The organism is Chondrinema litorale (genome assembly GCF_026250525.1).
GTDB classification, from domain to species: domain Bacteria; phylum Bacteroidota; class Bacteroidia; order Cytophagales; family Flammeovirgaceae; genus Chondrinema; species Chondrinema litorale.
Window position 1 is genome coordinate 43639 of the sequence record NZ_CP111051.1, and the last position, 25887, is coordinate 69525.

Here is a 25887-nt window from a genome sequence, read left to right on the forward strand (position 1 = left end):
GGATTCATGGTTGATTGAATTCAATTAGTAGTAAGGAACTTTAACTTTTAAATCATCAAAGCCGATTGAAGTGAGGTTGTTTGTACTTGAAATTAGTACTTCAGTAATATCGGTGCAGTAGTTAGAAAGATTCCATTTGCCATTGCTATTCCAATACCACCATCCACCACCAGATTTTTTAAACCATAATTGAATAGGTCCATTGGTTACTTTTATTTCGAGTAAGTCAAATACTTGGCTGTCGCTTTCATAATCATAAGCATAAATTTTAATCCAGTGGTCGCCAGCATGAGTGTGTAAACTCCTAGGTTCAAGAGTTGGATCAAAATTCACACAGTTGCTGCCAGAGGGTTTGCCAAAATTACCACCAGACATAAAACAAGGCTCAAAATTCTCATAACCTAAATGGTAGTGTCCATAGTTACTCCTAAAAGCTTCCCTGTATCTCGTTTCGTTATTTTCTTTTACATGTATCCAAGCATTTCCTACATTTTGGATGTAATAAGGCCAAAGTGCAAATGTGTTTCTTGCGTAATCTGGCAATATGAGTAGGCCCATTTTATCATTAAAATCCACATAGTCTGTAACACCATAGGCAGAAGTTCTTGCATTAGAAAAAGCTGCTTCTGGGTAGAATCGCTCTTCTGTAGATGGTGCATTTTGTTCTTCACCGGGAGCCACTCCACTAATAGGAATTTCTGAAATAGTTAAGGCATCAGTTTGTCTATCTTGGGCAACTTCGGGTTTTAGTTCGTCTGTTTTGTCTGTACAGTTAGTTAATAAAAAAGTGGAAAGAATTGTCAAAAAGAATAATTTAGAGATGATAGCTTTGCTATTACTTTGCATGATCAGAGACGTTAAGAATAAAAAAATTTAGCCTTTGTGGGCTTAGCAAGTACTATCGGGAAAGTGTATGGAAGATGATTATTTAAACAATCAGGTTACTACTTAATAGGCAAAGGGTACTAAAAGGTAAGCGTTTTATTGTATTAGTTAAGATTCATTAAGATTGTATGAGAAATTGAATGAATTTTCGATGTCAGAAGGCTTTTAAAAGTTCTTCTCTGGTAGGAATTGCATTTTGAGCTCCCATTTTGGTTACAGAAAGTGCAGCGGCTTTGTTTGCAAAATGTATTGCATCTATTAGGTTGCGACCTTCTGCGAGTGCTACAGTAAGTGCACCATTAAATGTATCTCCAGCAGCAGTGGTATCAACTACACTTACTTTTGGAGGACTAACGAGTTTATGATGAGTTTCAGACAAAAAATAGGCTCCTTTAGCTCCAAGTGTGATAATCACTATATCAACTCCTTTTTCTCGAAGAGCCTTTGCTGCATTATGTGCCGAAGGCTCATCTTTTACTTCAATACCTGTGAGTAATTGAGCTTCAGTTTCATTTGGGGTAATAATGTAAAGTTTTTTCAAAAGACTATCCGGAAGTTGCTGAGCAGGAGCTGGGTTAAGAATGATTTTTACATTGTTATTAGCGGCAAGGTTTGCAGTATAGTTTACAGTGTCTAATGGAATTTCAAGTTGCATCAATAAATATTCAGCATCTTCAAATTCGGAAATGGCTTTATCTATTTGATCTGCCGTAAGTGCTTTGTTTGCACCCGGTGCTATTGAGATTGAATTTTCGCCTTTGCTATCTACTAAGATAAGAGCGATGCCAGAAGCATTTTGTTCATCTTTAAATATGTACTTTGTATTTAAACCATAATTTTCAAAACCTTTAATTAACTCTTCACCAAATACATCTTCTCCAACTTTAGAAATAAAAATCACTTCTCCAGCCAATTTTGCAGCAGCTACTGCCTGGTTTGCTCCCTTACCTCCAGGATTCATTATAAATTCATTACCCATAACAGTTTCGCCCGGTGCAGGTAGTTTATCAGATTGTACAACCATATCTGTATTGCTACTTCCTACTACTATTATCTTCTTCTTTTCCATTCGTTTTTGTGTTGTATTGCCACACCAATTTACATTTAGTTTCTCCTTTTCAAAATGGATATTACGTTTTTAATTTTTTTTAGAATTGTATTAGATGATTTTTATAAAATAGGCTTATTTGGATCATATCTACATTTTTAGAAAAAAATACACCTAAATATTATTAGCTAATTGCTAAATATATTTAGAGCTGTTAATAAATAGATGTTAACTAATTGAAGATCACCATCATCTAACAATTAATTTCTTACCTGACTTTATTCTTTCAGATAAAATTTTTGCAGTATAATTGCAGTTTTTATTGCGATTTTAAACTAATTAGAAAGCAAGATGAAGACATTTTTAGGATCATTAATCTATAGCGGTAAAAAATCTGACGATGAGTTTTCAGGGTATGAAAATATATTTGCAATATTAATTGGGATAGTTTTTTTAATAGCAGTAGTAATTGCCTAATTAACATAATAGGCTTTTTCTTACAGATTTTGGCAAATCGCAAGCTATAATACTTAGCTGTAAATTATTTTTTCATAATCTTTTACTATTCAAAAATTCAATACTTGCCATACGTATAAATTTTTAGTAATTTGTATTATTAAAAATTTTAATCTAGAATACTTAATAGTATGTTAAAGGCGCTCATTTTAGTGGGTGGTGTAAGTTCAAGAATGGGTAAAGACAAGTATTTACTAAATGTTAATAGTAAACCACAATATATTTACTTAGCCGAGCTACTTAAAGAATTAAACATACCTATATACATTTCCTGTAATAAAAACCAGCAAAATAATATAGAATCCAGATTTGATGTAATTGTGGATATATTCCAAGGAGTTGGCCCAATGGGTGGTATAGCTTCAGCGTTTGAATTGGATAATAATGTTGATTGGTTGGTAATAGCCTGTGATTTGATTTTGATAGACCGGGCTACTATTAAATTTTTAATTTCTAAACAAGACGAACCATCAGATATCATCACGTTTATAAAACGGGATAGCGATTTTCCTGAAACTACTATTACTATCTATAAATCAAGTACACATTCGTTGTTTAAGCAGGCTATTGCGGATAAATCTTACAGTTTGCAAAAAATATTAAGGAAGTGTAAACTGGAAACAATTAATCCTCCGGAGAAAAATAAACTCTGGAATGCTAATACTCCGATTGAATTACAAGAAGCGCAGAAGTTTATTAAAGGTTTAAACTTATAAAGTGCGCTTATTCTAAACTAGAAAGTCGTACTTTGTATAAATTATTCTTGCATTAATGTTTGATTTTAGATTACAGGTTTTTCACACTGTTGCAAAGCGGCTTAATTTTACAAAAGCAGCTAAAGAGTTATATATTAGCCAGCCTGCAGTAACAAAGCATATCCACGAAATTGAAAATCATTTTCAGATGAAATTATTTGACCGTAATGGTACAAAAATAAAATTGACTCTGGCTGGTGAAACACTTCTACAATATACCGAGCAACTATTTGCCTTGTATAGAAGTTTGGAAATTGATATGAATGCTTTGAGTAGCAAAAAGGCGGGTAAACTGCGTATAGGTGCAAGCACTACTGTTGCTCAATATGTGTTGCCCCCAGTAATGGCCGCTTTTCATGAGAAATTTAAAGATATTTCTATTAACCTGCTCACAGGAAATACAGAGCAAATAGAAAAAGCATTACAAAAAAAAGAAATTGATCTTGGTATTATTGAAGGATATTCTAAAACTGCTGCTATTAAATACTCAAAATTTATTAAAGATGAAGTTGTATTAGTTTCGAATGTTAACAACCCACTGGCTAAAAAACAGCGAATATCTATTGCTGAGTTTAAAAAGACTCCTTTATTAATTAGAGAACATGGTTCTGGTACTTTAGATGTAATTGCCCATTCACTTAAACAAAAAAGTATAAATCTTTCAGAGTTAAATATTGAGATGGAATTGAGTAGTACAGAAAGTATTAAACTCTATTTACTTAATTCTAATTGTGTGTCTTTGTTATCGGTTCATTCAGTTTTGAAAGAGTTAAAAAATAATGAATGTTGCATTATCGATATTAAAGGCCTCAGCATAGAAAGATACTTTTATTTTATTCAAACACAAGGGAAAGCTGATAGCCTATCTGAATTATTTATGAAGTACGCCTCTCGTTATAACTTCAGGTTATAATAGATTACTATTTATGATTTCCGCTTATTATTGAAAACACTGAGTTTTGTAATAAATAAAAACCAGGGAATGATGGATAAAGCTCAGTTAATAAGCAAAACTCAACATAGATTAAGCGAATTACTCGATAAGCAAATCTCTTACAGAGAGATTGTTTTTTTTATAGTTGCGGCTTTATGTTTTTCCTCATTCATATCACCTCCAATTGCTTTACTTTTAGGTTTAGTAGTGGCTAGAATTACAGGTCACCCTTATTTACATCTCAATCATAAAATCACCCATATATTATTGCAAGTTTCAGTGGTGGGTTTGGGTTTTGGCATGAATGCTAACACAGCGCTTCAGGTGGGTAAAGAAGGATTTTTATTTACAGTAGGTTCTATCTTGTTTACACTCACACTCGGTTGGTTGCTTTGTAAAGCATTAAAAATCGATTTAAAAACCTCTTTTTTAATTTCTGCTGGAACTGCTATTTGTGGAGGCAGTGCCATTGCGGCGGTTTCTCCTGTGATTGGAGCAAAAGAAAAACAAATATCTGTGGCACTAGGAACAGTATTTATTTTAAACTCGGTAGCATTGTTTGTTTTTCCATTAGTAGGAGAGTGGTTACATTTATCGCAAAATCAATTTGGTTTATGGAGTGCAATTGCCATACACGACACCAGTTCTGTTGTTGGTGCAGCAGCTAAGTATGGCAAAGAAGCATTGCAAATAGCAACGACTGTAAAGTTAGCCAGAGCATTATGGATAATTCCATTGGCTGTAATTGCCTCTTTTGTTTTTAAAACTCAAAAGGTAAAAGTGAAAATTCCTTATTTTATAGGGTTATTTGTAGTTGCTATGCTATTGAATACTTATATTCCGCAAGTTCAATATGTGAATGGTTTTATTGTGAACTTATCTAAAATAGGTTTAACATTAACTCTATTCTTAATTGGCAGTGGACTCACTGGAAATGTTTTAAAATCTGTAGGATTAAAACCAATGTTACAAGGAGTAATTCTATGGGTTTCAATCTCTATTTTTACCTTGTGGGTAATTTTGAGTTTTTATAGTTGAGCAAACTCTTTGGAATATTCAGTAAAACAAAAAGGGATGTAAAATATACATCCCTTTTTGTTTTACTATTTAATTGACTTTATCGAGTATATTTAAAAGTAATATTGATATCAGTCCAAGCATAAGATAAATTAACTCTACCTGTAAGATTGAGTTCTAAATTATGATCATCTAACTCAACTATATTAGCAGTTTGCTCTCCCTCCATACCTTCTGCTTCAACAGTCATAGTGTTTCCATTGATTTCAAAAGAACCTGAACCGAAAAATCCGGGGTTTGTCCATTCGGTATCTGGTGCTCCTTCAGTTTCTAGTAAAATGGTATAAGAACCACCTGAGCTATAAGTATTGTCATCTTTAAATTCGGTAGTATAATCCATATCAGTTCCAGTTCCTTTATAAGATAACTCATAAGTTTGTCCAGAATATTCAGTACTTGAAATACCTGAATATTCTAAGGATACTAAAGTCCATTCTCCGACAATATCACTCGTTGGAGTTACATCGTCATCATCAGAACATGAGTAAAAAAAGGTAGTAACTAATAGCAGTAGAAATGTAATTTTTAATTTCATAGTGTTAATCGGAATGTTTAAAAATGCTAGTATTTTGCCCAAATATAAGCATATATATAAATCTCAATGAGTGAAAAGAGGATATTAAGATTTATTAAAGAATATATGTTGATAGGGGAATTGTAGGCAGTATTGGTGTTTTTATATACCAAAAGGAAGATGATAAAATGAGTAATATCTTTCGTATAAATTTGATAAGCTATCTCATTTGTGTTAAAAAAAACTCCATCAGAAGTAGTATTAATACTACTTCTGATGGGTTTTGATTCTTTTAAAGAAAATTTTTCAATCAAAAGCTACTCTAAAACCATAGACTTCAAATTGACTATCTGGATAATTAAATACCCTGTCAAATACTCGCGCATATTCTTTTTCATATTTCCATGAGCCGCCTCTTACCACTTTCTTTTCACCACGAGATGGTCCAGTCGGATTATTTAAATCTGCTAAATTGTAAAAGTGTGGATCGTACCAATCGCTACACCATTCCCAAACATTTCCACTAATGTCATACAAACCTAATTCGTTAGGTGCTTTTAGTCCAACTGGCTGAGCACCATTTACATTAGGAATTTTACTATACCAGCCAGCTTTAGAAAGTTTGTTGCTGCCACTAAACAAAAAGTTTTGGCTGTATTTACCACCTCTTGCGGCATATTCCCATTCTGCTTCAGTTGGGAGCCTACCACCAATCCAATTGGCATAAGCATTTGCACCATACCAACTAACAAATATTACTGGGTGTTTCTCAAATCCACTTTGTATTTTGTACATTCCCTTCTCATAGTAGATGCGACATTGCTCATCACCCTCTTTTCCATTAATATCAATCCATTCAGCAACTTTTTCAGCATTTAGCCCTTTTTCGTTTAAGAATTTGCAGTACTCAGCATTTGTAACTTCGTATTTCGAAAGATAGAAATCGCTAATATTTACCGAGTGTTTAGGCTTTTCATAATAAATCCCTTCCAGTTCATTAGCTCCCATATTATATGTGCCACCTTCCACATTTGCCACTTCAATTTTCTGTGGTTTATAATCTAAAAATACCTCTGGTTTAATGCTTTTTTGTTTCCAATAAGCTGGATGCATAGAGAACAAGTTGTGCAAAGCACCCTCTTTATTTTCTTTGTTGAGATAACTTAGAAATAATAAATGGTGAAGCTCATTTTTTAAAACACCGGCATTTTTATAGGTTAAAATTTTACTGGCAAGATCGATACATTTATCATACATTCCTACCTGATAATAACCCAATGCTATATTAAAATCGATTAAAGATTTATTGATGCGAGCCAAATCGTAATTACCCATTAACTCACTGGCAGTTTCTATAAATCTTAATGTATTACTATTATCCACTTCCGATGGTTGGTAATTGTCGTAGGCCATTAGAGTGAGCAATTTGGCGCTATCCAAACCATTGTTTAGGCAATATTCAATTTCATTATAATTAATAGCAGAGCTACAATCTGGTTCTTCAGCACTAAAAGTAAAAGGCAGATAAAACACAGCACAAGCCATGGTGAGACGCGCCGGAAATTTAAAACCAGTAAAATAGAAATTATCTCTAAACAGATACTTGTTTAGCTTTTTAGGAATTAATCTATCCATTAACGGATGACGTATTTCTTCTAGCAGCGTCAATACTTCTTTATCTTCAACCGGATTGGTTCTGTATAACTGCTTTAATTCCTTTACCAGATATTGCTTTTCCTTTGAAGTACTTTGTTGAATTTTACTAATTAAAATATTCATCCTTTCTTTATTTCTAAAAGCAGGATTTGGTGAATATTTAATACTGTTTTCAATTACTTTGTATATCGCTTTTGCAATCTGTTTTTGCTCAGCTTTGCTCAGTAGTTCATTATCGGCTAGTAGCGCCTTGCGGATTTCGTTTGGAATTTTTCCTTCTTGAAACCACTTTAAGTTCATTAACTTAGTAAGGTTATCGGCAGTTAAAAGATTGTTATCCGGTGTAGAAAGATGCTTGCCAATAAATAATGTTAAGTCCCAATAGATTTCAGGATAAATGCAGCAAGCAGCTAACCAGTTGAGCACATCGTAACTATCATCATCATCCGTCTGAAAATAGTATTTCAGCTTCGCCACGATTAAAACTGGCTCTTCATCAAAATCGATTATTGTATGCTCAGCATTATTTCTCCACTCATACAAATCGGCAACATTAATCATCTCGAAAGTATCTACCAGTTTAGTAATACCTTCTGTATTTGCCGGCAGAATAGAAAATAGATGCTGTAATTGCTCTTCCGTTTTATCCCAAAGTACAGGTTCTTTAGGAGTAAAAATAGCTTTGTTTTCCCAAGACTTAAATGTATCTGTCCAATCGAAAAGTTTTCCAGTTGTTGGATTAACCATTCCAGCGCCACTTGTAAACAACAAAAGTCTGTGGTTAGCATAGTGGTTTAACAAATAGAACAAATCAACTTTTTTATAGGTTGATTCACTCCAACAAACCTGAGGATCTTTATTAAAATAAAAGCGGTTGATGTGGATGTTTTGCTTTACTAAAGATGAACAGATAAACTCAAACAATTTAGATTGTTGGTTTTTACGAGAATCTTGATCAATCAAAATCAGATACTGCGATTGTTTTTCTCTTTGATCGTAAACCAGATTTAAAATTCCACCTTGCTGCGCTGTATTTACAACTGTCTTATTTATGTTGAGGCGATTTGTATTTTCTACCTTTCTTTTATTCCAATCGCGAGAGGCCAGATAAAACTCTTCTGGATATTCTATTTGGAAGTTTTGATTCAGTTTCACTTCCATATTTTCTAGATCACCAGTTGCGCTTGCTTTTTTCAATCGTCTCTCAGCATATAAAAATCTTTCGTAAACCAGATAAGCAAAAAGCAAAGACAAAAATACCCACCATTTTATCACATCAATATTTTCATACCAGTAAACTACTTTTGAGTTTAAACTTCCCATGTCTGGCTTTTGCAATTCTTTGGGAGTAAAAGTGGCAAGATTCAGCCTATTAATAGCTTCATCTTTAAACAGTATGTGAGGTATATTTTTCCCTTTAGAATAAATAAAATCATGGTCGCCAGATGGCTGCATTTCTTTATTTTCGGGATAGGTTTTGGCAAAATATGTTTCTCTTTCTTTTCGTAATTTCTCTTTTGCTAATTCCTTTTCGTCTAACTCGGTATTTTTATCTGATGGTTTCGCTGCTGCAATTGTATTTGGGCTGTCAACATCAATTTTAGCTTCTGTTACTTGTTCTTGTTCAGTTTCAATTTTGATAGACTCTGGAGCATTTATCTTTTGAGTTTCTTTTTTTGCATCACTATTTTCTGCTTTATTTTTCTCTATAGAAATACTTTCTTTTTTCGTTTGAATGTCTTTTTCAATGGCAGAAACATCTAGTTCTTTAAATTCATATTTTTGAACAAATGCATCTTGGAAGTAATGCAGCGCCACACCTGTAAGAATGATGAAGACAAAACATGCTGCAAAATACTTGATATAAGTAAAGTTGATTGAAATGGGTTTAGTAGTTTTTTCTGGCTGAACTTGATGTTTTATTGGCGAATTATCGGAATAAAGACGTGCCTGTTGCCCTTTATAGTTTTTGAAATATTTGTCGAAAGTATCCGAAAATATTTGTTGTTGATTCTCACTCTTTACAAGTATTGGCGCCAGTAATTCCTTCAATAGTGCTTTATCTGCACCAGCAGGAATTTTTTCCAGTACTTTTTTAATATCTAAATATGTATCTACACCTATAATAAACCCTTCCTTCTCCAGTTCTTTCAGCATTTCTTCAAGAGGCATGTATTCATATACAAGAAGTGGTTTTTTCATTATTACAGCGATTTATCAGTTCTCAAAAAGTATTTGTTCTAGTATTTTAATATCGTCTTCGGTTTTGGCAAGTACGGTATAAGTGATTCGCAATGTGTCTTTGTCTTCCTGATTTAGTTTGTTCACATTAGCCAACTTTGTTGGGTGGAAGTTAAATTTCTCCAAGAGTGTTACCCAATAAATGAGTTCGGCGGTACTGGGCTTTTTGCGCTTTAGTAATTTCCTAATTTTCATGAAATGAGGAATTACAAAAGAAGATAGGTTAGAAGAAGTAAAAACTTCACTCTGCAATTTGGCAGCAACAATTGTGAGCAGTTCATCTTCCGATGGGAAGTTAAGGTGATAGTACACGCATCTTCTTAGGAAAGCATCAGGTAGGTTTTTTTCTGAGTTGCTAGTCATGATCACAATTGGGCGCTTGGCATCGGGTGCTATATATTTTTTATTTACCTCTGGCACATCAAAGCTCATTTCTTCTAGTACATTGAGAATATCGTTAGGTAAATCGCGAGGCGCTTTGTCTATTTCGTCGATTAAAACAACTTGCCTTTGTTGAGAGATAATAGCTTGCCCAAAAGCCTGATATTGAATAAACTTTTGTTCTATTTCATCATCAGTAAGGGTATTATTTTTTTGTGAATGCACATATTGTAAATGCTTTAGTGCATCATATCTATAAAAAAGATCGGTAGCAATAGATGAAGTTCTGGTGTTAAAAACAAGAGGTTTGTCTAAGCCAAAGTTATTGGCTATGCTGTAGGCAAGTTGTGTTTTGCCTGTACCGGGTTCTCCGGTGATTAATAGCGGTTTTCCAAGGGTAATTGCCACGTTTACAGCGCTTTTTAAAGCTTTAGACGGTTTATAGTGTTCCGGGTTAGTAAGCCTGTAATCGGGTGTAAAGTCTGGTAAATTTTGTTGGTTTTCGCCAGTATATATTTCAAATTTGGTTGCTGTCATCTAACTGGTTGAGTTTAAAGTACCTAATTTATATTATTTCTCCAAATAAAAAAATTAGAATTATCTAGTATTTTTTTGGTAATTAGTCTATTTAATTAAACTCTTTATTACAGTTTTCGATATAATTTTTCAAAGATTGTATGTAAAATTTTTAATCTACTGCTGATTTTTAAATCGCTACCTTTCTTATTTTTTGATATAAAAAAAGGGTACCAAAAAGTACCCTAAAAATTATATTGATTTGAAATAGACTTATTCTATTTCTCCGATAAATACACCTGAGATATTCCAAGCGCTAAACATATTGCCTTGAGGTTCTCCTAATGGAATATATACAGAGATTTTATGTTTTCCAGCGCTGAGGTTTTCAACTTGTGTAAAGTAAGGATGCGAAACTGCTCCTGGGCACCAACCTGAGCGACTATAATCTGATGATGAAAGTCCATTCCAAAAATTACCAGATGCTGGGTTATACTCACGGTAAGTACCACAATCAACCCTCCAAGGAGTATAGTTGAAGAAAGTTTCTCCATCTATAAAAAGTTGATTCTTTTTTGGCACAAACTCATCGCCACCTCCCCAGCCACCATGGCCAGTAGTAATATATCTGAAGGTAACATTTTTAACTCCTGCGGGCACTTCAAACTCAACAGAAAGCGTATCGTTTTTAAACATGGTACCGTATTCTTGCCCAGCCATTTCCATAACATTGGTAGTATTAAAAACAGGTTGAATCCAGTATTTTTTTGCAGGCTCTTCGGAAACTTCTTGTCTGTTTAAATGATATTTTAGGTTCAGACTTACTTTGTGTCCACCACCATCGTAGTTCCCGATAAAAACACCTATCCAACACTCGTCTTGCAAAACAGGTAACAGATGGCTCACATCTTCTTTGTAAGTAACAGAATCTGCCCAATCGATACCCACATCACGTTTATCGTTGAAGTGATTGACGCCGAATGGTGTAAAGAAACGCATCAACTCAATAAGAGGATCGTAGGTTGGAGTACTCACCACACCCTGATAAGTTTTCTTTTCTTTGCTGATGTATTTTGGCAAAGCGTCTTTTCCAGACTTTAATCCATCAAGGAAACTTTGCTTTTTATCTACCGGAATTAAAAATACAGAACCTGTACGGTCGTAAGCATCTCCATTAGATTTTTCGACCACTTCGGCAAAAACAGTTGTGCCATCTGGTACTTCGGGTAATTTAACTTTCTTAGCGATTACTGTACCTCCGGCAAATCGATACACTACATTTGTAACATCACCTTCTGGATTAGTGATTTTATCTCCCCAATTGATCTGATCATTATCAAAAATTTGCACATCCTTTACAAAAGCATTTGCCAAGAGCAAACCAAAATCTACTTGATTAATTTCGTTACCCAAATCAGCAGGCATTAAATTGGTGATATTTTTCTTCTTATAAAATTCGATATTGGTCGCTTCCCAACCGTAATTTTCGTTGCGAACATATTTTAAAACCAATGCATTTGGGTAGGGGAAAGATAAAATGGGCGTGCCTTGTAAACCTGTTTCAGTTGTAATCCACAATTCAATTTTGTTAGAAAATGATGAACCAGTGTATTTTTGGCAGTTGTAACCTAGTATTTCTATTGGCTCGCCTTCTGGTTTAAAATCATCTAGATTCTGGAAGTCCATCTGCGTGAAATAGGCAGCGCCATCCATAAAAATTGCTTGCCTATATATTTTGCCATTTGAATAATCGAAAAAGTTGTATTGCTCAGGAACTTCAGGAATTAAATTTTTACCAGTTCTGTCTGTCCAGCTTTTAGCAATTCCATTATTATATTCGACAATTAATTTGTCTCTTTCTGCATCAACTTTACCATTGTGCCAAACAGCATACTCAACCTTGCCACTTTTTTCTGCTTTGTTGTCCATTGCGAAACCCAACTTCGAAAATCCGAGAAGCAGTATTAAAATTCCTATTCTATACATTCTGTCTAATTTGTTTGCTTTGATTTATTTGCGGTAAAAATAGAGCAAACTCGAAGTTGTACAAAATGTAAATGGAATCCTTTTTTAGATTGAGCAAATCACTTTTCTAAATCTTTATTGAGATGATCGATCAATACATCGATTCTTTGGTTGGAGTCTGTTTTAACACTATCGAGCTTTTGGAGCAATTCATTTTTTGTACTATCACTCAAATCAGAATCTAAAATCTCTTTGAGTAATTCTTTCTTCATTTCTTCTGTACTTTCGTATTCTTTATAAGTTTTTGGCCCACAGCAATCGCCACAATCGCAGTTACAAGCATTGCAAATATCACAATTACAGTGGCAATCTGGGCAACTACAACCATTATCACAATGGCATCCGCTGCAATGACAATCTTCGCATGGGCACTTACAATTATTGCAACATTGGTGGCAACAACACTGATTAGCTTGTAGATCGAAATGGAAAAAATTTGAAATACTGTTTATAAAATCACTATTGACAGGGTCTGTAAAATGCTCAAACTTTTTTAAAACTGCTTGGTCTATATTACTAATTGCCGAACTAAAACTCTTAACAAACTCTTGGTTTAGTCGCGGATTTCTTGCAATCTGATTTAGTAAACAAGCAATGGTAATATGTCTTACACGATACGCCTCGTAAAATTCTCTTGCAGCATTATTTTTACTTCTTGAAAGAATTTCTATTGGGTTATAATTGCCTTTTTTTAAGTCTATGTGATAATCTTCAATAGCATCTGCCTGAAAAATTAGTTTACCCGTTTCCCTAAACAACAGAGCAAGTTGATCTTTCAGTTCGATGGGAATAGTAGTTAATACCGCCAATTCTTCCCAGAGTTTTTTGGCAAGACTTCCGCTGCCGTTCATTACTGCATTAATTTCTGGCTCAGAAGTTTTAACTAATTTGATATAGTCTGCAATTACTTTTTCTAAAGAAGCAGATAGGTCGGTATTCAGTTTTTGATTCCATTTTTTCAATTGCTTTTCAAGCAGTGTAGCAATGGGATTTTTAGAATCGAATGACCAGTCTGTTGTTTTTATCCAGCCTAGCAGGATCGAAAGTTTAGACACTTTATCAATTACCGGATGGGTTGCCGCCATTTGTTTACCAAACATTGCCTTTGAGGGGCAAGGTGTGCTTGTAATACTTTGATTTTCTAAAAAGGGAGAAAGAGCTAATAGATTTAAAGTAAGCTCATGATTGATTAACACGCTTGCAAATAGTCCTTTTTCTTTCCTTAGCGATCGGCATATTCCACAATAATATTTCTGATAAGCATATTGTGAACACGAATGGGATGCATCTAAAGATGGTTTTAAATGGCCAAGCATATTAAAAAATTATTTAATCTCAATTCCATTAAAAAATCGTAATTAAATAATGCTGATTACCACAAAGAATTGTTTGTTGAATGTTATAAGGTAGTTGGTGGAGAAGTTATAATAGATATAAACCTCATTTTAAGTGTTGTTCTTTCAAAATAGATTGAACAATCTTATGGGCTTTTTCTAGCGATATTCCATTTTTTTGATCGATTGTAAGTGGATGATTTTCTTCAAATACGATTATTTCAGGAATTGCTTCACCATCTTGTTCGACAGCCTTTGACTTTATATTGATTGTATTCTCATAAGTTGGAATTTGATTTTGTAACCAGCCAAAATATGGATCATTGTTAACTCTTTCAGGTTTATCCCAATAGTCCATCCATTCTAAGTTCAAAATTTTCTTTACTTATACTTGTCCATATGTCAAAGTATAGGCTATTATGGAAATCAATTATTGGGATAGTTAATCTACCTCTGTGAAAGAAATATTGCTCATCAACAACACAGAGACTTTTTTCTAATTCAATTCGGGTTGCTCGCTCGTCTGGTGGAATGGAATAAAAGTAATCAGGATAGCTTGAGCCAAAACATAAAGGCATTTCATCATACACAGTACCACAGCATTCGCATTTGAAAGATTTTTCTTTTTGCATCCACAAATTAAATTGTGATTTTTTATAGATCAAATTTTACAATTTAATTTCTTTAATGCACCACCTCTTTTGTATTCATCTTTTTTGTGATATCTAATTCTGTAAAATCTACATCAAGTAAGTTGGGTTGGTCTAATTCAAACCCGCTCACTTTTCCTTTCGAATCAAAGCTGAATGTTATAAATCCATTTGGAACTCTTGGGTCGAACCAGTCTATTTCGAAGGTATCGTAGTGCCAATGAGAGAGCTTTCCAGTAAACAAAGGAGTGTGTGAAAACGCTATTTTCAAGTTTGTACCATCCATGCCAATACTAATATCTCCATACATTTTATCTGTGTAAATACCTGTGTACTCATTTAGTGATAAAGAAGCTTGTGTATTATTGACTTTCGATTTTTCAATCTCTGCTTTGTCGTTCTTTGCTATATCATCAAGTTGTGAAAAGTATTCTTTTGCGAATACACTAAAATTCAGATATTCTTTATCATTTAGGTATTCACTTAAAATCTGATAGCCTAATGCATATGAAATTGTTGTGTAAGAAGCATTAGAAAGTACTGTTATGCCAAAGTTCCGATTTTTCACCAATACTAAATTTGCCCCCATGCCATCCACACCACCTGAATGCTCTACGATTTTATTTCCGTTTTTTGGAGTTAGAAACCAACCAAAACCATAAGAAGTAAACTCGTTGTGAAGAGGTTCTCCCATTATAGGAAAATGTATTTGAGGTTTTAAAATCTCATTAAATGAGCTTGGGCTAACAAGTGTGTCATTATCAACTACACCATTATTTAAGATAAACTGCATGTATTTAGCCATGTCGTTTGCCGAAGAATAAAAAGAACCAGCGGGAGCAATGTTATCTAGTTTTTCTTGTTCAATGGCTATTTTGTTTAAGTCTTGATCTTTTATGTGTGGACTGGCAATGTTTTTACTAAGCTTTCTTTCAGCTTCGCTAATTACGGTGTTGTTCATTCCGAGAGGTTTAAAAATTCGCTCTCGAATAAAGTTATCCCAAGTATCGTCAATTACAGCTTCTACTACTTTAGATGCAACAATGTACATAATGTTTTGGTAAGCAGGGGTATATCTGAATTCTGATTCGGGTTCTAGAAACTTCATTCTTCTAATAATCTCTTCTCTGTCTAAATCAGAATGATACCACAATGTGCCACCGCTTGTCCATTTTAAACCACTTCGATGAGTGAGCAAATCTCTAATGGTAATGGAGTTAGTTACATAAGGATCGTACAACTGGAAATAGGGGATGTGTTTAATTACTTTATCGTCCCAACTGAGTTTACCCTCGTCTATAAGCATTGCTATGGCAATTGGGGTAAAAGATTTTGATATTGAACCAATGGCGAAGAGCGTATTTGCATCTACAGGCTCATTTTTATTAAGAGTTCTAGTGCCAAAACCTTTAGAATAAATTACTTTACCATCTTGCACAATCGAAATTCCGAATCCGGGAGCTTCGAGTTCGATTACTAGTTTTTCTATGTATTGATCTAGAGAATCGTTGACAGTAAATTGCCCGAAAGATTCATAAAATATTGTAAGCGTAGTAAATAATAGAAATAGCGCTTTAGTTTTCATCATGGCACATTAAAAAGTAAAAAAAGAGAGAAAGGTAGTTAGATGAAATGCTTCTTGTATTGAAGGATGAGCTTATAATATTTGCATGATGAATATAATTATTTTTTTACTTAAAACATAAAAAAAGCCATCAGTAAAAACCAATGGCAACATTTCTACTAATAATTACTTTTTAGCGCTCACCTACCCAATGAGGGTAGATAGCTTGCGGTTTAGTGATTTTGTTAAATTCTTGTAAATCTTCCTGTGAAATTGACCAATTGGCAGCATCTAAATTATCTATTAACTGTTTTTCATTTCGGGCGCCAACAATCACGTTCGAAACTGTTGGGTTTTGCAATATCCAGTTAATAGCAACTTGAGAGATACTTTTATCATTCTCAATGGCAATTCGCTCTAGCGCATCCACCACATCATAAATTAATTTATTATCTACCGGTGGTGCACCTACATCACCACCAGACTTAATTCTGCCTTCTTCCATAGGTTGGTTTCTTTTAATCTTGCCAGTTAATCTACCCCAACCCAGCGGACTCCAAGCCATCAATCCCATTTGTTGATCTTGCAAAAGTGGCATTATTTCTTGCTCGTAATCTCGACCAATTAAAGAGTAATAGCCTTGGTAAACAATGTATTTTTCCAGATTTAACCTTTCAGAAATAGATAGGGATTTCATGAGTTGCCAAGCAGCAAAGTTTGAGCAACCAATGTATCGAACTTTACCACTTTTTACAAGTTGATCTAAAGTGCTCAAAGTTTCTTCAATTGGAGTGTTGGCATCAAAACCATGCATCAGGTATAAATCGATGTAGTCCGTTTCTAATCTTTTCAGGCTGTCTTCGCAGGCTTTAATTATGTGGAAACGAGAAGAGCCTTTGTCATTCGGTCCTTCACCCATTTGGAAAGTCGATTTGGTGGCAATAATACTTTCATTTCTTTTTCCTTTTAAAGCTTTACCCAAAATTGCTTCGGAATCGCCTTGTGAGTAGACATTGGCTGTATCAAAAAAGTTGACGCCTCTTTCCAGACAGATATCTATTAATCGGGAAGCTTCATTTACATCCGTTTGTCCCCATTTGCCAAAAAATTCGTTTGTTCCGCCAAAAGTAGCTGTGCCATAGCTGAGTACAGGTACCTTTAAACCTGAGTTACCTAGATTTCTATATTCCATTTGTTAATTAAATATTTGCTTTTATAATTGATTTATGAGGCAAAATTCTCATAGAAATGGTCGGTTTCACAGGGGCTTTATCACAGATTTGCTGTGCGAAATGTCACAGTCATTCATTGGCTAAGCGGCTCAAAGTTTCTCTAGATACACCTAAATAAGAAGCAATCAGGGTTTTAGGCACTCGCTGAATAAGTCCCGGATACTCTTCTAAAAGATTGTGGTATCTGTCTTGGGCTTTACTGCTGATAAAACACAAGATTCTCTTTTGTAATCCAATATAGCCAGCAGTTGCTTTTTTTCTAAAGAAGTGCTCCATTTTCGGAATGGCTTTGCATAGCTTTTCTTTGTTTTCTAAAGTAAGCGAAAAGGCTTTTGTATCTTCTAAACAATCTATTGTAAACTTAGATTTTGTACCCAAATGGAAAGCTTCTGGGTCGGTAATCCACCAATCTTCCATAGCAAATTGCACAATGTGTTCTTTGCCATCGGGTTTCATGTTGGCAGATTTCATTAATCCTTCTGTGATGTAGAAATCATATTTCACATAATCATCTTGATGAATTACGATTTGATGTTTTTTAAATGCTTTTACTTGGAAATGCTTGAGTACTACATCAAACTCATCATCGGTGAGTGAAATAATTTTTTCTATTTGTTGTCTAAGTTTATGGTTCATTCGGCTCTAAAGATTCTTAAAAAATCAAATTTACTATTTCAAAAGTAATGGTACTTGAATAGAATTGAACAAATGATTTTGAGCTGAGTTTTTTTAAGATCTTATCTATACGCAAAATATATTTTAAGCTAAATGTTTAAATTTTAATTACGATTCTGGCTTCATTTAATCATTCACTCGATAAGCAAAGACTTCAACATATTGAGACACAGTTGTTTGTTCTTTACTAGATATTGAAAATCCTTTTAATATGATAGGGGGAATATCTAAAATGTAGCTCTCAATAAAACTGTATTTGCAATGTTATAATCTTGTATTTATTAAGATTAAGCTAATTGCTACATATAATATGATGAATGTGAAAATGCTTATATTTTTATTATTATCACTTTTTGGTTTGTGTACATCGCAAAACAAAGAATCTATTTGTATAGTTAGCACTCCTTTTTTTAAGTCTATATATAAAGTCGGGTTAATAATTCCGGTGAAGGTTTTTACAGCGATTAACCCTTGGAATCTGGAAGTAGGCAATGGTCGTAATTCCGGAATTGTGGCTAAATCTATTTATGATTGGGCTTTTTTTAAGTTAGAAGTTGATGGCATAATAGCTCAATTGGCTTCTTTTATGGAAGTAGTTGATTCTTTTAAATCAAAGAAATAAATCATATTCTATTAGCACATGAAATCAAATTACTCTACTATCTTTTGGTCTTTAATCTTGTCATTGTTCTTAATGGTTTCCCAAAATAGCTGGGCATCAAAAGAAAAAAACAAGGATCACATTAAAATATTAATTGACAAAGAAGTAAATGAAAACCTTTCGAACTTAATTGAATATCTTGAAAACAACCTTGATATTGAAGTTGAAATAGTTAGTTTTTCTACACTTAAAGAGCTTTTTGCAATAATTAATAAAGGCGATTTTGATATCATATACAATACTCCCTTCTTTTATACTTTAGCTCGTACTCAAAGTGATAATATTGAGCCGTTTATGTCTTTCGCAGATAGTGCGGGAAATCCTGGAGTTTATTATAGCTGTTTTATTAGGTCAGAAAAAAGTGATGTACAAAGTTTAGATCAACTGATAGAACAATCTCATGATTACGAATTTATTTTCGCAAGTTCGTCGTCTACATCAGGGCACCTTTTACCACGTATGCAATTGGCATCTATGGGAATTACATTGCCAGAGATGTTTTTTAATAGTGTAAATTACTCCAATGGGCATTCTGCTGTAAAACAAGAAGTTATTGAAAGTGCGCAAAAAATAGGTGCATGTGCTTGTGAAGAAAGTGGAGTAAATATGGAAGGGCTTAAAACCTTATTTCGTTCACCTCCTATATTGCACAAGTTCTACGCTGCTAATAAATCTTTTGATAAAAAGCTAAGAGCAAAAATTCAGCATGCACTTGAAAAAATGCATGAGAATCCTTCCGACACGACATATCAAAAATTAATGGCTTCTCATGATGATGCCAAATCTAAAAGAATGGTTTCGATTACAGAAGAACCATTAAAACCTATGTTGGAGTCTATAAAAGACATTAAAGACTTGGTGTTTTTTATTAGTTTGTATGAAGAGAAATTTAAAGTTCAACAGCAAAAATTGGCAGAAGGTAATGCTATTCTAAAAGATCAGGAGAGCAAAATGGAAGCACAGAAAGCGATTTTGGATAAGCAACTTATTCAAATAGAAAATCAATCTGTTTTACTCTATCTCTCAGTTTTATTTATAGTTCTTGCTTTAGTATCTGCCGGTATTTTTTATAATAATTACAGGCAGAAGAAAAAACTGAATGATAGTCTTGCCGAAAAGAATAATGAAATTGCTAGTCAGAATTTTGAACTTCAGCAACAGAAGGAAGAGATGGAGGCTCAACAAGAGTTTATTGCTGAAAGGGTAAAAGAATTGGAGTATAAAAACCAATTGATTCATAGCAGTATTAATTCAGCTAAAACAATACAAAGAGCTGTTTTTCCAGAAAAGTTGGATGCAACTGATCTGATAGAAGAGTTTTTTATTTTGAATAAACCAAAAGATACTGTTTCTGGTGATTTTCATTGGAGTAGCAGAGTTGAAGATACTTTATGGTTAGTAGCTGCCGATTGTACAGGTCATGGAGTTCCGGGTGCATTTATGACTTTATTAGGAAATAGTTTGCTCGATAAATTAATCAATATTAATAAGATTGAGAGCCCCGCAGAAGTGCTTAGTGAGTTAGATTTGGAACTTAAAAAGCTTCTGGGTCACTCAGATAAAGGAAAGCACAGTGGAATGGATATGGTGATAATGAAGTTTACAAAGATTGATGAATATTTAGTTCAGATGGTTTTTTGTGGTGCAAAAAACAACTTGTATATTATTAAACCAGATGGAGCATTTGTAGAGTTAAAAGGAGATCGCGTTTCAATTAGTGGTAATTTAATAAGTAACAAAGGGTTTAGCGATCAAATAGAGCATCTTCCGAAAGGGAGTATTTTGCTAACTGGATCAGATGGATATCAAGATCAGAATGATATTCACAGAAAAGGTTTTGGTAAAAAAAGGTTGAAGCAATTCTTTAAAGATAATTCAGAAAAATCTCCAAGTGAGTTAAAAGACATTTTTGAAGGAAAACTTAAAGAACATATGCAGGGCACCGAACAACGTGATGATATTTTGTTGATGTGTGCTAAGATATAATAAAAAAATCCCGCTTCAGTATTAAACGGAAGCGGGAATATTATTTAATTATAACCCGGATTTTGAGGTGTTAAATTCGGATTGTTCAACATCTCTTGAATAGGAATAGGAAACAATAAATGCTTTTCTTGCAAAGCTTGGTTTGAGTTTAGATTTACATGTCCGACAAAATCATCGAAGCCGAGTGTATTTTCGTTAAATACCTTTTGCAAACGAACCATATCGAACCAAGTAATTCCCTCATAACATAGCTCATGCCATCTCTCTGTCCACACCAATTCGCGAAATTCGCCCTGAGTGAAGGCACCTACACCATCAGTAGTTAAACCAGCTCTGGTTCTAATTCTTTCTACTGCATTAAGTGCATCTTGTGTTGGCCCATTTACTTCATTAGATGCTTCAGCAAATATTAAAAGTACTTCAGCAAATCGAATAACTGGTACGTTGAGATTATCTTGAGCAGTACCTTCAACCCCCTGAATACCATTAGCAACTACATTAAAATGTTTAAAGATATAAGGTGCACCTAAGTCAAATTCCTCACCACTTCCATTTTCATAATAAGTAGTATAGAAATAACCATTTTGATCTTGTGCACGAATATCTCCTTCTTCGTAAGATTCATAAAAAGCAAATGTAGGTACAGTGCTACCAGTACCAGAAGGTCCACGATAAGAAACCGGTTTAAAGTTAGGGAACATATTGCCCATTGGATTACCAGCTACCAAATCGTTGTACTGTAAGCTAAAAAGATGTTCTGTTTGGTTACCCAATCTTTCGTCGTGCACTTCCATATAAGTATCAAAAAGATCGATTCCCTGAGGATTGTCTATAATCTCTTTTGCTTTATTTGCTGCAAGTGTATAATATTCAGCACCCTTATTTAGTGGGAAGCCAGCCATTGTTAAGTAAACTTTAGACAATAAGGCTTTTGCTGCAGATTGGGAAACTCTACCGCTTACATCTGTCCAAGATAAACCAGCATTTTCTGCTTCTTTTAAATCAGCAACTATTTGATCGTAAACTTGCTCTGTAGAAGTTCTTGCAGGGAAAAAGTCTTCTGAATCTGCCGATTGAGGTGTTAATACCAAAGGAACATCTCCCCAAAGACGCACAGCATAAAAATAAGCCCAAGCTCTAATAAATCTAGCTTCACCTAAAATTCTCGATTTCTGGCCTTCATCCATTGGAGTAATGCCAGGCACTTTTTCTAAAACCAAATTGGTGTTGGCAATCAATTTATAAATACCTCTCCACCAGTTTTTGATATGGCCAGTATTACCATCCCAAGTTAAAGAATATAGGTTATTCAAATCTGAGTTCTGGGCAGTTTCAGTGGTAGCAGTTCCAGTCGGAGCTTCTAACAATTGCCAGTTTGAAGAGAAAATACCAGCACCATCACCATAAAACCTCGTGTCGTCATAAGCAGCAGCAATGGCAGCTTCTGCATGATCGGGAATGGTGTAAAAGTTTTCAGGAGTTAAGTTAGATGGATCTTCTTCATCCAAGAAATCTGAGCAACCTGAAAATATCAAGATAAATCCGCTTAGAACTATCCTAGTTATATGTTTTATTATATCTATTTTCATTATAAAATCGTTTTAGCGTTTTTAGAAATTTAGAAATCCACTTTTAATCCTAAAGTATATGTAGTTGGTTTAGGATACTCGTGCCACTTCATACCTTGTGAAAATACGTTGTTGCCATCACCACCTCTAATAGGTGTAATTTCAGGATCACCGATAACTTCATCATTTACAATTAAGAAGAAGTTTTGAGCAGAAACATAAACTCTCAAATAACTCATAAACATCTTTTCTGTAAGTGCTTTAGGGAATGTATAGCCTAAAACCATATTTCTACCTCTAATGAATGAGCCATCTTGCACCCAGTGAGAATCTACATTGGTTACATAACCAGCGCGTGTATCACGAATTTGGGCAATCATTGTATTTTGATTGTCAGGTGTCCATGCATTTAATACAGTGGCATAACTGTTAGCTAAAGCCTGACGGTCTTCGCTAGAGTGCAGGTTCATATCCATAATGTCATTACCATAGCTAAACTGAAGATCGAGCATAAAATCGAAGTTGCCGAATCTAAAGTTGTTGATAAACGATCCCCAACCATCTGGGCTACCATCACCAATAATCATTCGGTCTGCATCTGTAATTGCTTTGTCCCCATTTACATCCAGATATTTAATATCACCCGGTAGTATGGTTAAACCATTTCTGTAGCTAGTGAATTCAGCAGCTTCAGCAGCCTCGTCAGTTCCCCAAACACCTAAGCGCACTAAGCCCCAGAATGAACTGGCAGATTCACCTTCTGTAATAATACTGGTTTCGTTCGTGATACCCGGACCACCTACACCAAATATTGGCGCTCTGGTTGCAAGTTCAAGTACTTTATTTCTATTGAATGAAATGTTGAAAGTTGAACGCCACTCAAAATTTGGAGTAGTGATGTTAACTGTGTTTAAAGCTAGCTCAACTCCTTTGTTTTCCATTGAACCCACATTTCTACGAATAGTAGCATAGCCACTAGTTTGAGGAACTGGTGCATCTAACAGCATATCAGTGGTTTTTCTATAGTAATAATCTGCTTCAAAAGCGATTCTACCATCGAAGAAGCCTACTTCAACACCAATATCAGATTGAGCAGTTTTTTCCCATCTTAAATCTGGGTTTGCCAAACGATTTAATCCTGTTCCACCCACTCGTTGTTCGTTTAATACGGCTGCATAACCAGAACCTAATAGAGAAAGTGAAGAATATGGAGGAATTTCTGAGTTACCAGTTAAACCATAGCTAGTACGAACTTTTAAGTTAGAAATAAGGTCGCTATTTTGTAAGAATGGTTCTTCTGAAACTCTCCAAGCTAAAGCAGTAGAAGGGAAGAATGCATACTTGTTATTGTCACCAAATTTAGATGAACCATCCATTCGACCAGTAACGGTAAGTAAGTACTTGTTCATTAAGCTGTAGTTGAATCTACCAAAGTAAGAGTTTAATGCTTCTCTGCTAGCTCCTGAGCCTACACCTAAGTTGTTACTACCTGCTCCAATGTTGTTGTAAAGGAAGTGGTCAGTAGCAAAAGTTCTAGCTTCGTTGCTAATACCAAAGTAGTTAGATTCTTGCCAAGAAATACCCACCATACCTGTGAAAGAATGGATATCTGAGAAGGTTTTGTTGTAAGTAAGGTAGTTTTCAAACGACCAAAATGAATCCTTGTTATTGCTTGCCCAAGCCCTTCCTTGTGCTCCTTCTTGTATAGTTCTGCCCTCATATCTGTTCTGTTCACGGGTTACCATGTTAGAACCTAGCACTGTTCTAAAGACCAATCCTTTGGCTAAAGTGATGTTGGCAAATACATTACCTAAGAAGGTTTGTGTGTTGATGATGTACTCACGCTCTAGCAAGTTATGCACTGAACTTCTGGTTCCTTCTGCAAAAGGATAATCTCTGTTATCTGCATAGGTTCCGTCAGAATAGTAAACCGGTAAGAATGGAAAATCTTCTACCATTCGTCTTGGTACTTGGTCACTATAATCTACATTGTTTTCAGATTGATAGTTGTAGCTCAAAGAAGTACCAATGGTTAACCACTTTTTCACTTCAGTATCTACCGTTAATCTACCTGAATATCTGGTGAGATACGAAGTTTTGTATAAACCATTCATATCCAAAAAGCCCAAAGACAGAGAATAAGTAGTTTTATCACTACCGCCACTAAAACTTAATTGGTGATTTTGAGATAATTTACTTTGGGTTGTTTCTTCTATCCAGTCTGTATCGTGGTAAGGATTGCCATTGCTATCGAAAAGTTCTGGATCTGTACGCTTTAAAGCTGGATTAAGGTATTCCCATTTTCCTTCTGCCCAACCAACTGGGTCAAACTTTTCCATATTTCTCCAAGCAAGGTCTTCTACCTCAAGATATTGTTTTGCATTAAGTACTTCTGGTTTATTAGGGCCATAAGTAACTGTGCTCAAATCAACTCCATAAGAGATTTTACCTTCGCCAGATTTTCCTTTTTTGGTGGTAATCAAGATAACACCATTAGCACCTCTTGCACCATAAATAGCAGTTGAAGAAGCATCTTTCAAAACTTCTACAGATACAATGTCATTCGGGTTAATGTAGTCTATCGCATTGCTTCGCTGAGTTTGGTTACCTACCGGAAGTTGTACTCCATCCACCACATATAATGGATTGTTGGAAGAGTTGATAGAACTGAAACCACGAATTCTTACATTCGATTTACCACCAGGTCGGCCAGAGTTTACATTCACTTGCACACCTGCAATTCTACCAGATATTGCCTGATTTAATGATGGTACTGGGCGTTCTTGTAATTCATCTGTGCCAACAGAACCAACAGCTCCTGTAAGGTCTGATCGCTTTTGAGTACCATAGCCAATTACAACTACTTCTTCTAAGCTTTGTACATCTTCTTCTAAAGCTATATCGATAATACTTCTGCCATTAATTGGCACTTCTGTCGATAAAAATCCGATATAAGAAAAAACAAGTGTGCTAATATCATCAGACACGGTAAGCCTGTACTTGCCATCTACATCGGTTACTGCTCCGGTTGATGTACCCTTGGCCAACACGTTTACACCGGGTAAACTAGCTCCACTTTTAGAGTCTGTTACTGTACCGCTAATAGTTTGTTCAACAATTTCTAATTGTAAAGTAACTGGTTTGTCTGTTGATTGATGAATTGCATTATTTGAAATGAGGTATTCATCTTCATTAATTTTCTGATACTTTAAATTTTGCATTTCTGCTAAATTATTAAGTGCATCAGTTAAATTTTGTTGATCTAGAGATTGCTGGTAATTTGAAAGTGTTTTGAATTGAACAGTGTTATCTTCAAAATGAAATTTAACACTGAATTTTTTTTCAAGCTGACGTAAAAGGTTGTCTAGTGTAGTAGTTGGATTGTTTGCATTGGCAAAAACAATTTGGCTGTCGGAATACTGACTATAACCAACATCGCAAATGCCAAGGAATGACAGAACGAGTACTGCCTTTAATAAAGAATTGAAAAAAATTCTCATAAGGTAAATAATTAGGATTAAAGGAAAGTCTATCAATAAATTGATAAACTGAGGTGATCGCTATCATAGCCTTATTATTTAAGGTTGAAATTGAAATATACCGGTTGAAAGTGGTAGTTGCTAAATGAGAGTGGTTAGTATATAATCTTTGAAACGATACAAAAAATGC

At 34.6% G+C, this 25887-nt stretch carries 19 protein-coding genes; 5 read left to right on the forward strand and 14 right to left on the reverse strand.

All coding sequences use genetic code 11. The annotated features are described in order from the left end of the window. Positions 1-24: 24 nt before the first annotated feature. Together OQ292_RS30525 and rbsK are read right to left on the reverse strand one after the other, a co-directional pair. The gene (locus tag OQ292_RS30525) at positions 25-846 is read right to left on the reverse strand and encodes a hypothetical protein (protein WP_284688076.1); all 822 of its coding nucleotides are present in this window, start codon (positions 844-846) and stop codon (positions 25-27) included. A 193-nt stretch (positions 847-1039) separates the two neighbouring features. Continuing rightward, entirely contained in the window at positions 1040-1954 is a 915-nt protein-coding gene (gene rbsK / locus OQ292_RS30530; protein ID WP_284688077.1) for a ribokinase, read from the reverse strand. Positions 1955-2580: 626 nt separating this feature from the next. On the opposite strand from rbsK, the gene mobA reads away from it, so the two are divergent. From mobA to OQ292_RS30545, 3 genes are all read left to right on the forward strand, one after another. Further along, entirely contained in the window at positions 2581-3165 is a 585-nt protein-coding gene (mobA, locus tag OQ292_RS30535; protein ID WP_284688078.1) for a molybdenum cofactor guanylyltransferase, read from the forward strand. Between the two features lie 55 nt (positions 3166-3220). Continuing rightward, positions 3221-4117, forward strand: coding sequence for a LysR family transcriptional regulator (locus OQ292_RS30540; RefSeq protein WP_284688079.1), 897 nt, complete (start codon positions 3221-3223; stop codon positions 4115-4117). A gap of 72 nt (positions 4118-4189) precedes the next feature. Further along, positions 4190-5176 carry a YeiH family protein gene (locus tag OQ292_RS30545; protein WP_431733797.1) on the forward strand — a complete coding sequence of 329 codons (987 nt, stop codon included), beginning with the start codon at positions 4190-4192 and terminating at the stop codon, positions 5174-5176. A gap of 79 nt (positions 5177-5255) precedes the next feature. Here OQ292_RS30545 and OQ292_RS30550 read toward each other — a convergent pair whose 3' ends face one another. The 10 genes from OQ292_RS30550 to OQ292_RS30595 all read right to left on the reverse strand — a co-directional run bounded on the left by OQ292_RS30550 (position 5256) and on the right by OQ292_RS30595 (position 17964). Next, positions 5256-5750, reverse strand: coding sequence for a hypothetical protein (locus OQ292_RS30550; RefSeq protein ID WP_284688081.1), 495 nt, complete (start codon positions 5748-5750; stop codon positions 5256-5258). Positions 5751-6035: 285 nt separating this feature from the next. Next, positions 6036-9587 carry a formylglycine-generating enzyme family protein gene (locus OQ292_RS30555; protein ID WP_284688082.1) on the reverse strand — a complete coding sequence of 1184 codons (3552 nt, stop codon included), beginning with the start codon at positions 9585-9587 and terminating at the stop codon, positions 6036-6038. Positions 9588-9602: 15 nt separating this feature from the next. Then, positions 9603-10544 (reverse strand): AAA family ATPase, encoded by a 942-nt coding sequence (locus tag OQ292_RS30560; RefSeq protein ID WP_284688083.1) that lies wholly within the window; start codon positions 10542-10544, stop codon positions 9603-9605. A 252-nt stretch (positions 10545-10796) separates the two neighbouring features. Next, positions 10797-12509, reverse strand: coding sequence for a PNGase F N-terminal domain-containing protein (locus OQ292_RS30565; RefSeq protein ID WP_284688084.1), 1713 nt, complete (start codon positions 12507-12509; stop codon positions 10797-10799). A gap of 98 nt (positions 12510-12607) precedes the next feature. Next, positions 12608-13864 carry a DUF5685 family protein gene (locus OQ292_RS30570; protein WP_284688085.1) on the reverse strand — a complete coding sequence of 419 codons (1257 nt, stop codon included), beginning with the start codon at positions 13862-13864 and terminating at the stop codon, positions 12608-12610. Between the two features lie 124 nt (positions 13865-13988). Continuing rightward, the gene (locus OQ292_RS30575; RefSeq protein WP_284688086.1) at positions 13989-14240 is read right to left on the reverse strand and encodes a DUF2199 domain-containing protein; all 252 of its coding nucleotides are present in this window, start codon (positions 14238-14240) and stop codon (positions 13989-13991) included. Further along, entirely contained in the window at positions 14224-14514 is a 291-nt protein-coding gene (locus OQ292_RS30580; protein ID WP_284688087.1) for a DUF2199 domain-containing protein, read from the reverse strand. Before OQ292_RS30580 ends, OQ292_RS30575 begins: the two co-directional genes overlap by 17 nt. Positions 14515-14566: 52 nt before the next feature. Next, positions 14567-16120 (reverse strand): serine hydrolase, encoded by a 1554-nt coding sequence (locus tag OQ292_RS30585; RefSeq protein WP_284688088.1) that lies wholly within the window; start codon positions 16118-16120, stop codon positions 14567-14569. Between the two features lie 169 nt (positions 16121-16289). Next, positions 16290-17288: an aldo/keto reductase gene (locus OQ292_RS30590; RefSeq protein ID WP_284688089.1), complete on the reverse strand. Its 999-nt coding sequence runs from the start codon at positions 17286-17288 to the stop codon at positions 16290-16292. Positions 17289-17397: 109 nt separating this feature from the next. Further along, a complete protein-coding gene (locus OQ292_RS30595; protein ID WP_284688090.1) occupies positions 17398-17964 on the reverse strand; it encodes a Crp/Fnr family transcriptional regulator in 567 nt (188 codons plus the stop codon). Between the two features lie 349 nt (positions 17965-18313). Between OQ292_RS30595 and OQ292_RS30600 the strand changes: the two genes are divergently transcribed. Beyond that, entirely contained in the window at positions 18314-18625 is a 312-nt protein-coding gene (locus OQ292_RS30600) for a hypothetical protein (RefSeq protein ID WP_284688091.1), read from the forward strand. Between the two features lie 18 nt (positions 18626-18643). Continuing rightward, on the forward strand, positions 18644-20650 hold the full coding sequence (locus OQ292_RS30605; protein ID WP_284688092.1) for a PhnD/SsuA/transferrin family substrate-binding protein: 2007 nt from the start codon (positions 18644-18646) through the stop codon (positions 20648-20650). 44 nt (positions 20651-20694) lie between these two features. Here the strand turns inward: OQ292_RS30605 and OQ292_RS30610 are convergent, their stop codons facing one another. Together OQ292_RS30610 and OQ292_RS30615 are read right to left on the reverse strand one after the other, a co-directional pair. Then, a complete protein-coding gene (locus OQ292_RS30610) occupies positions 20695-22239 on the reverse strand; it encodes a RagB/SusD family nutrient uptake outer membrane protein (protein WP_284688093.1) in 1545 nt (514 codons plus the stop codon). Positions 22240-22268: 29 nt separating this feature from the next. Further along, positions 22269-25718, reverse strand: a complete 3450-nt coding sequence (locus OQ292_RS30615) for a SusC/RagA family TonB-linked outer membrane protein (protein WP_284688094.1) — start codon at positions 25716-25718, stop codon at positions 22269-22271. Positions 25719-25887: the final 169 nt, after the last annotated feature.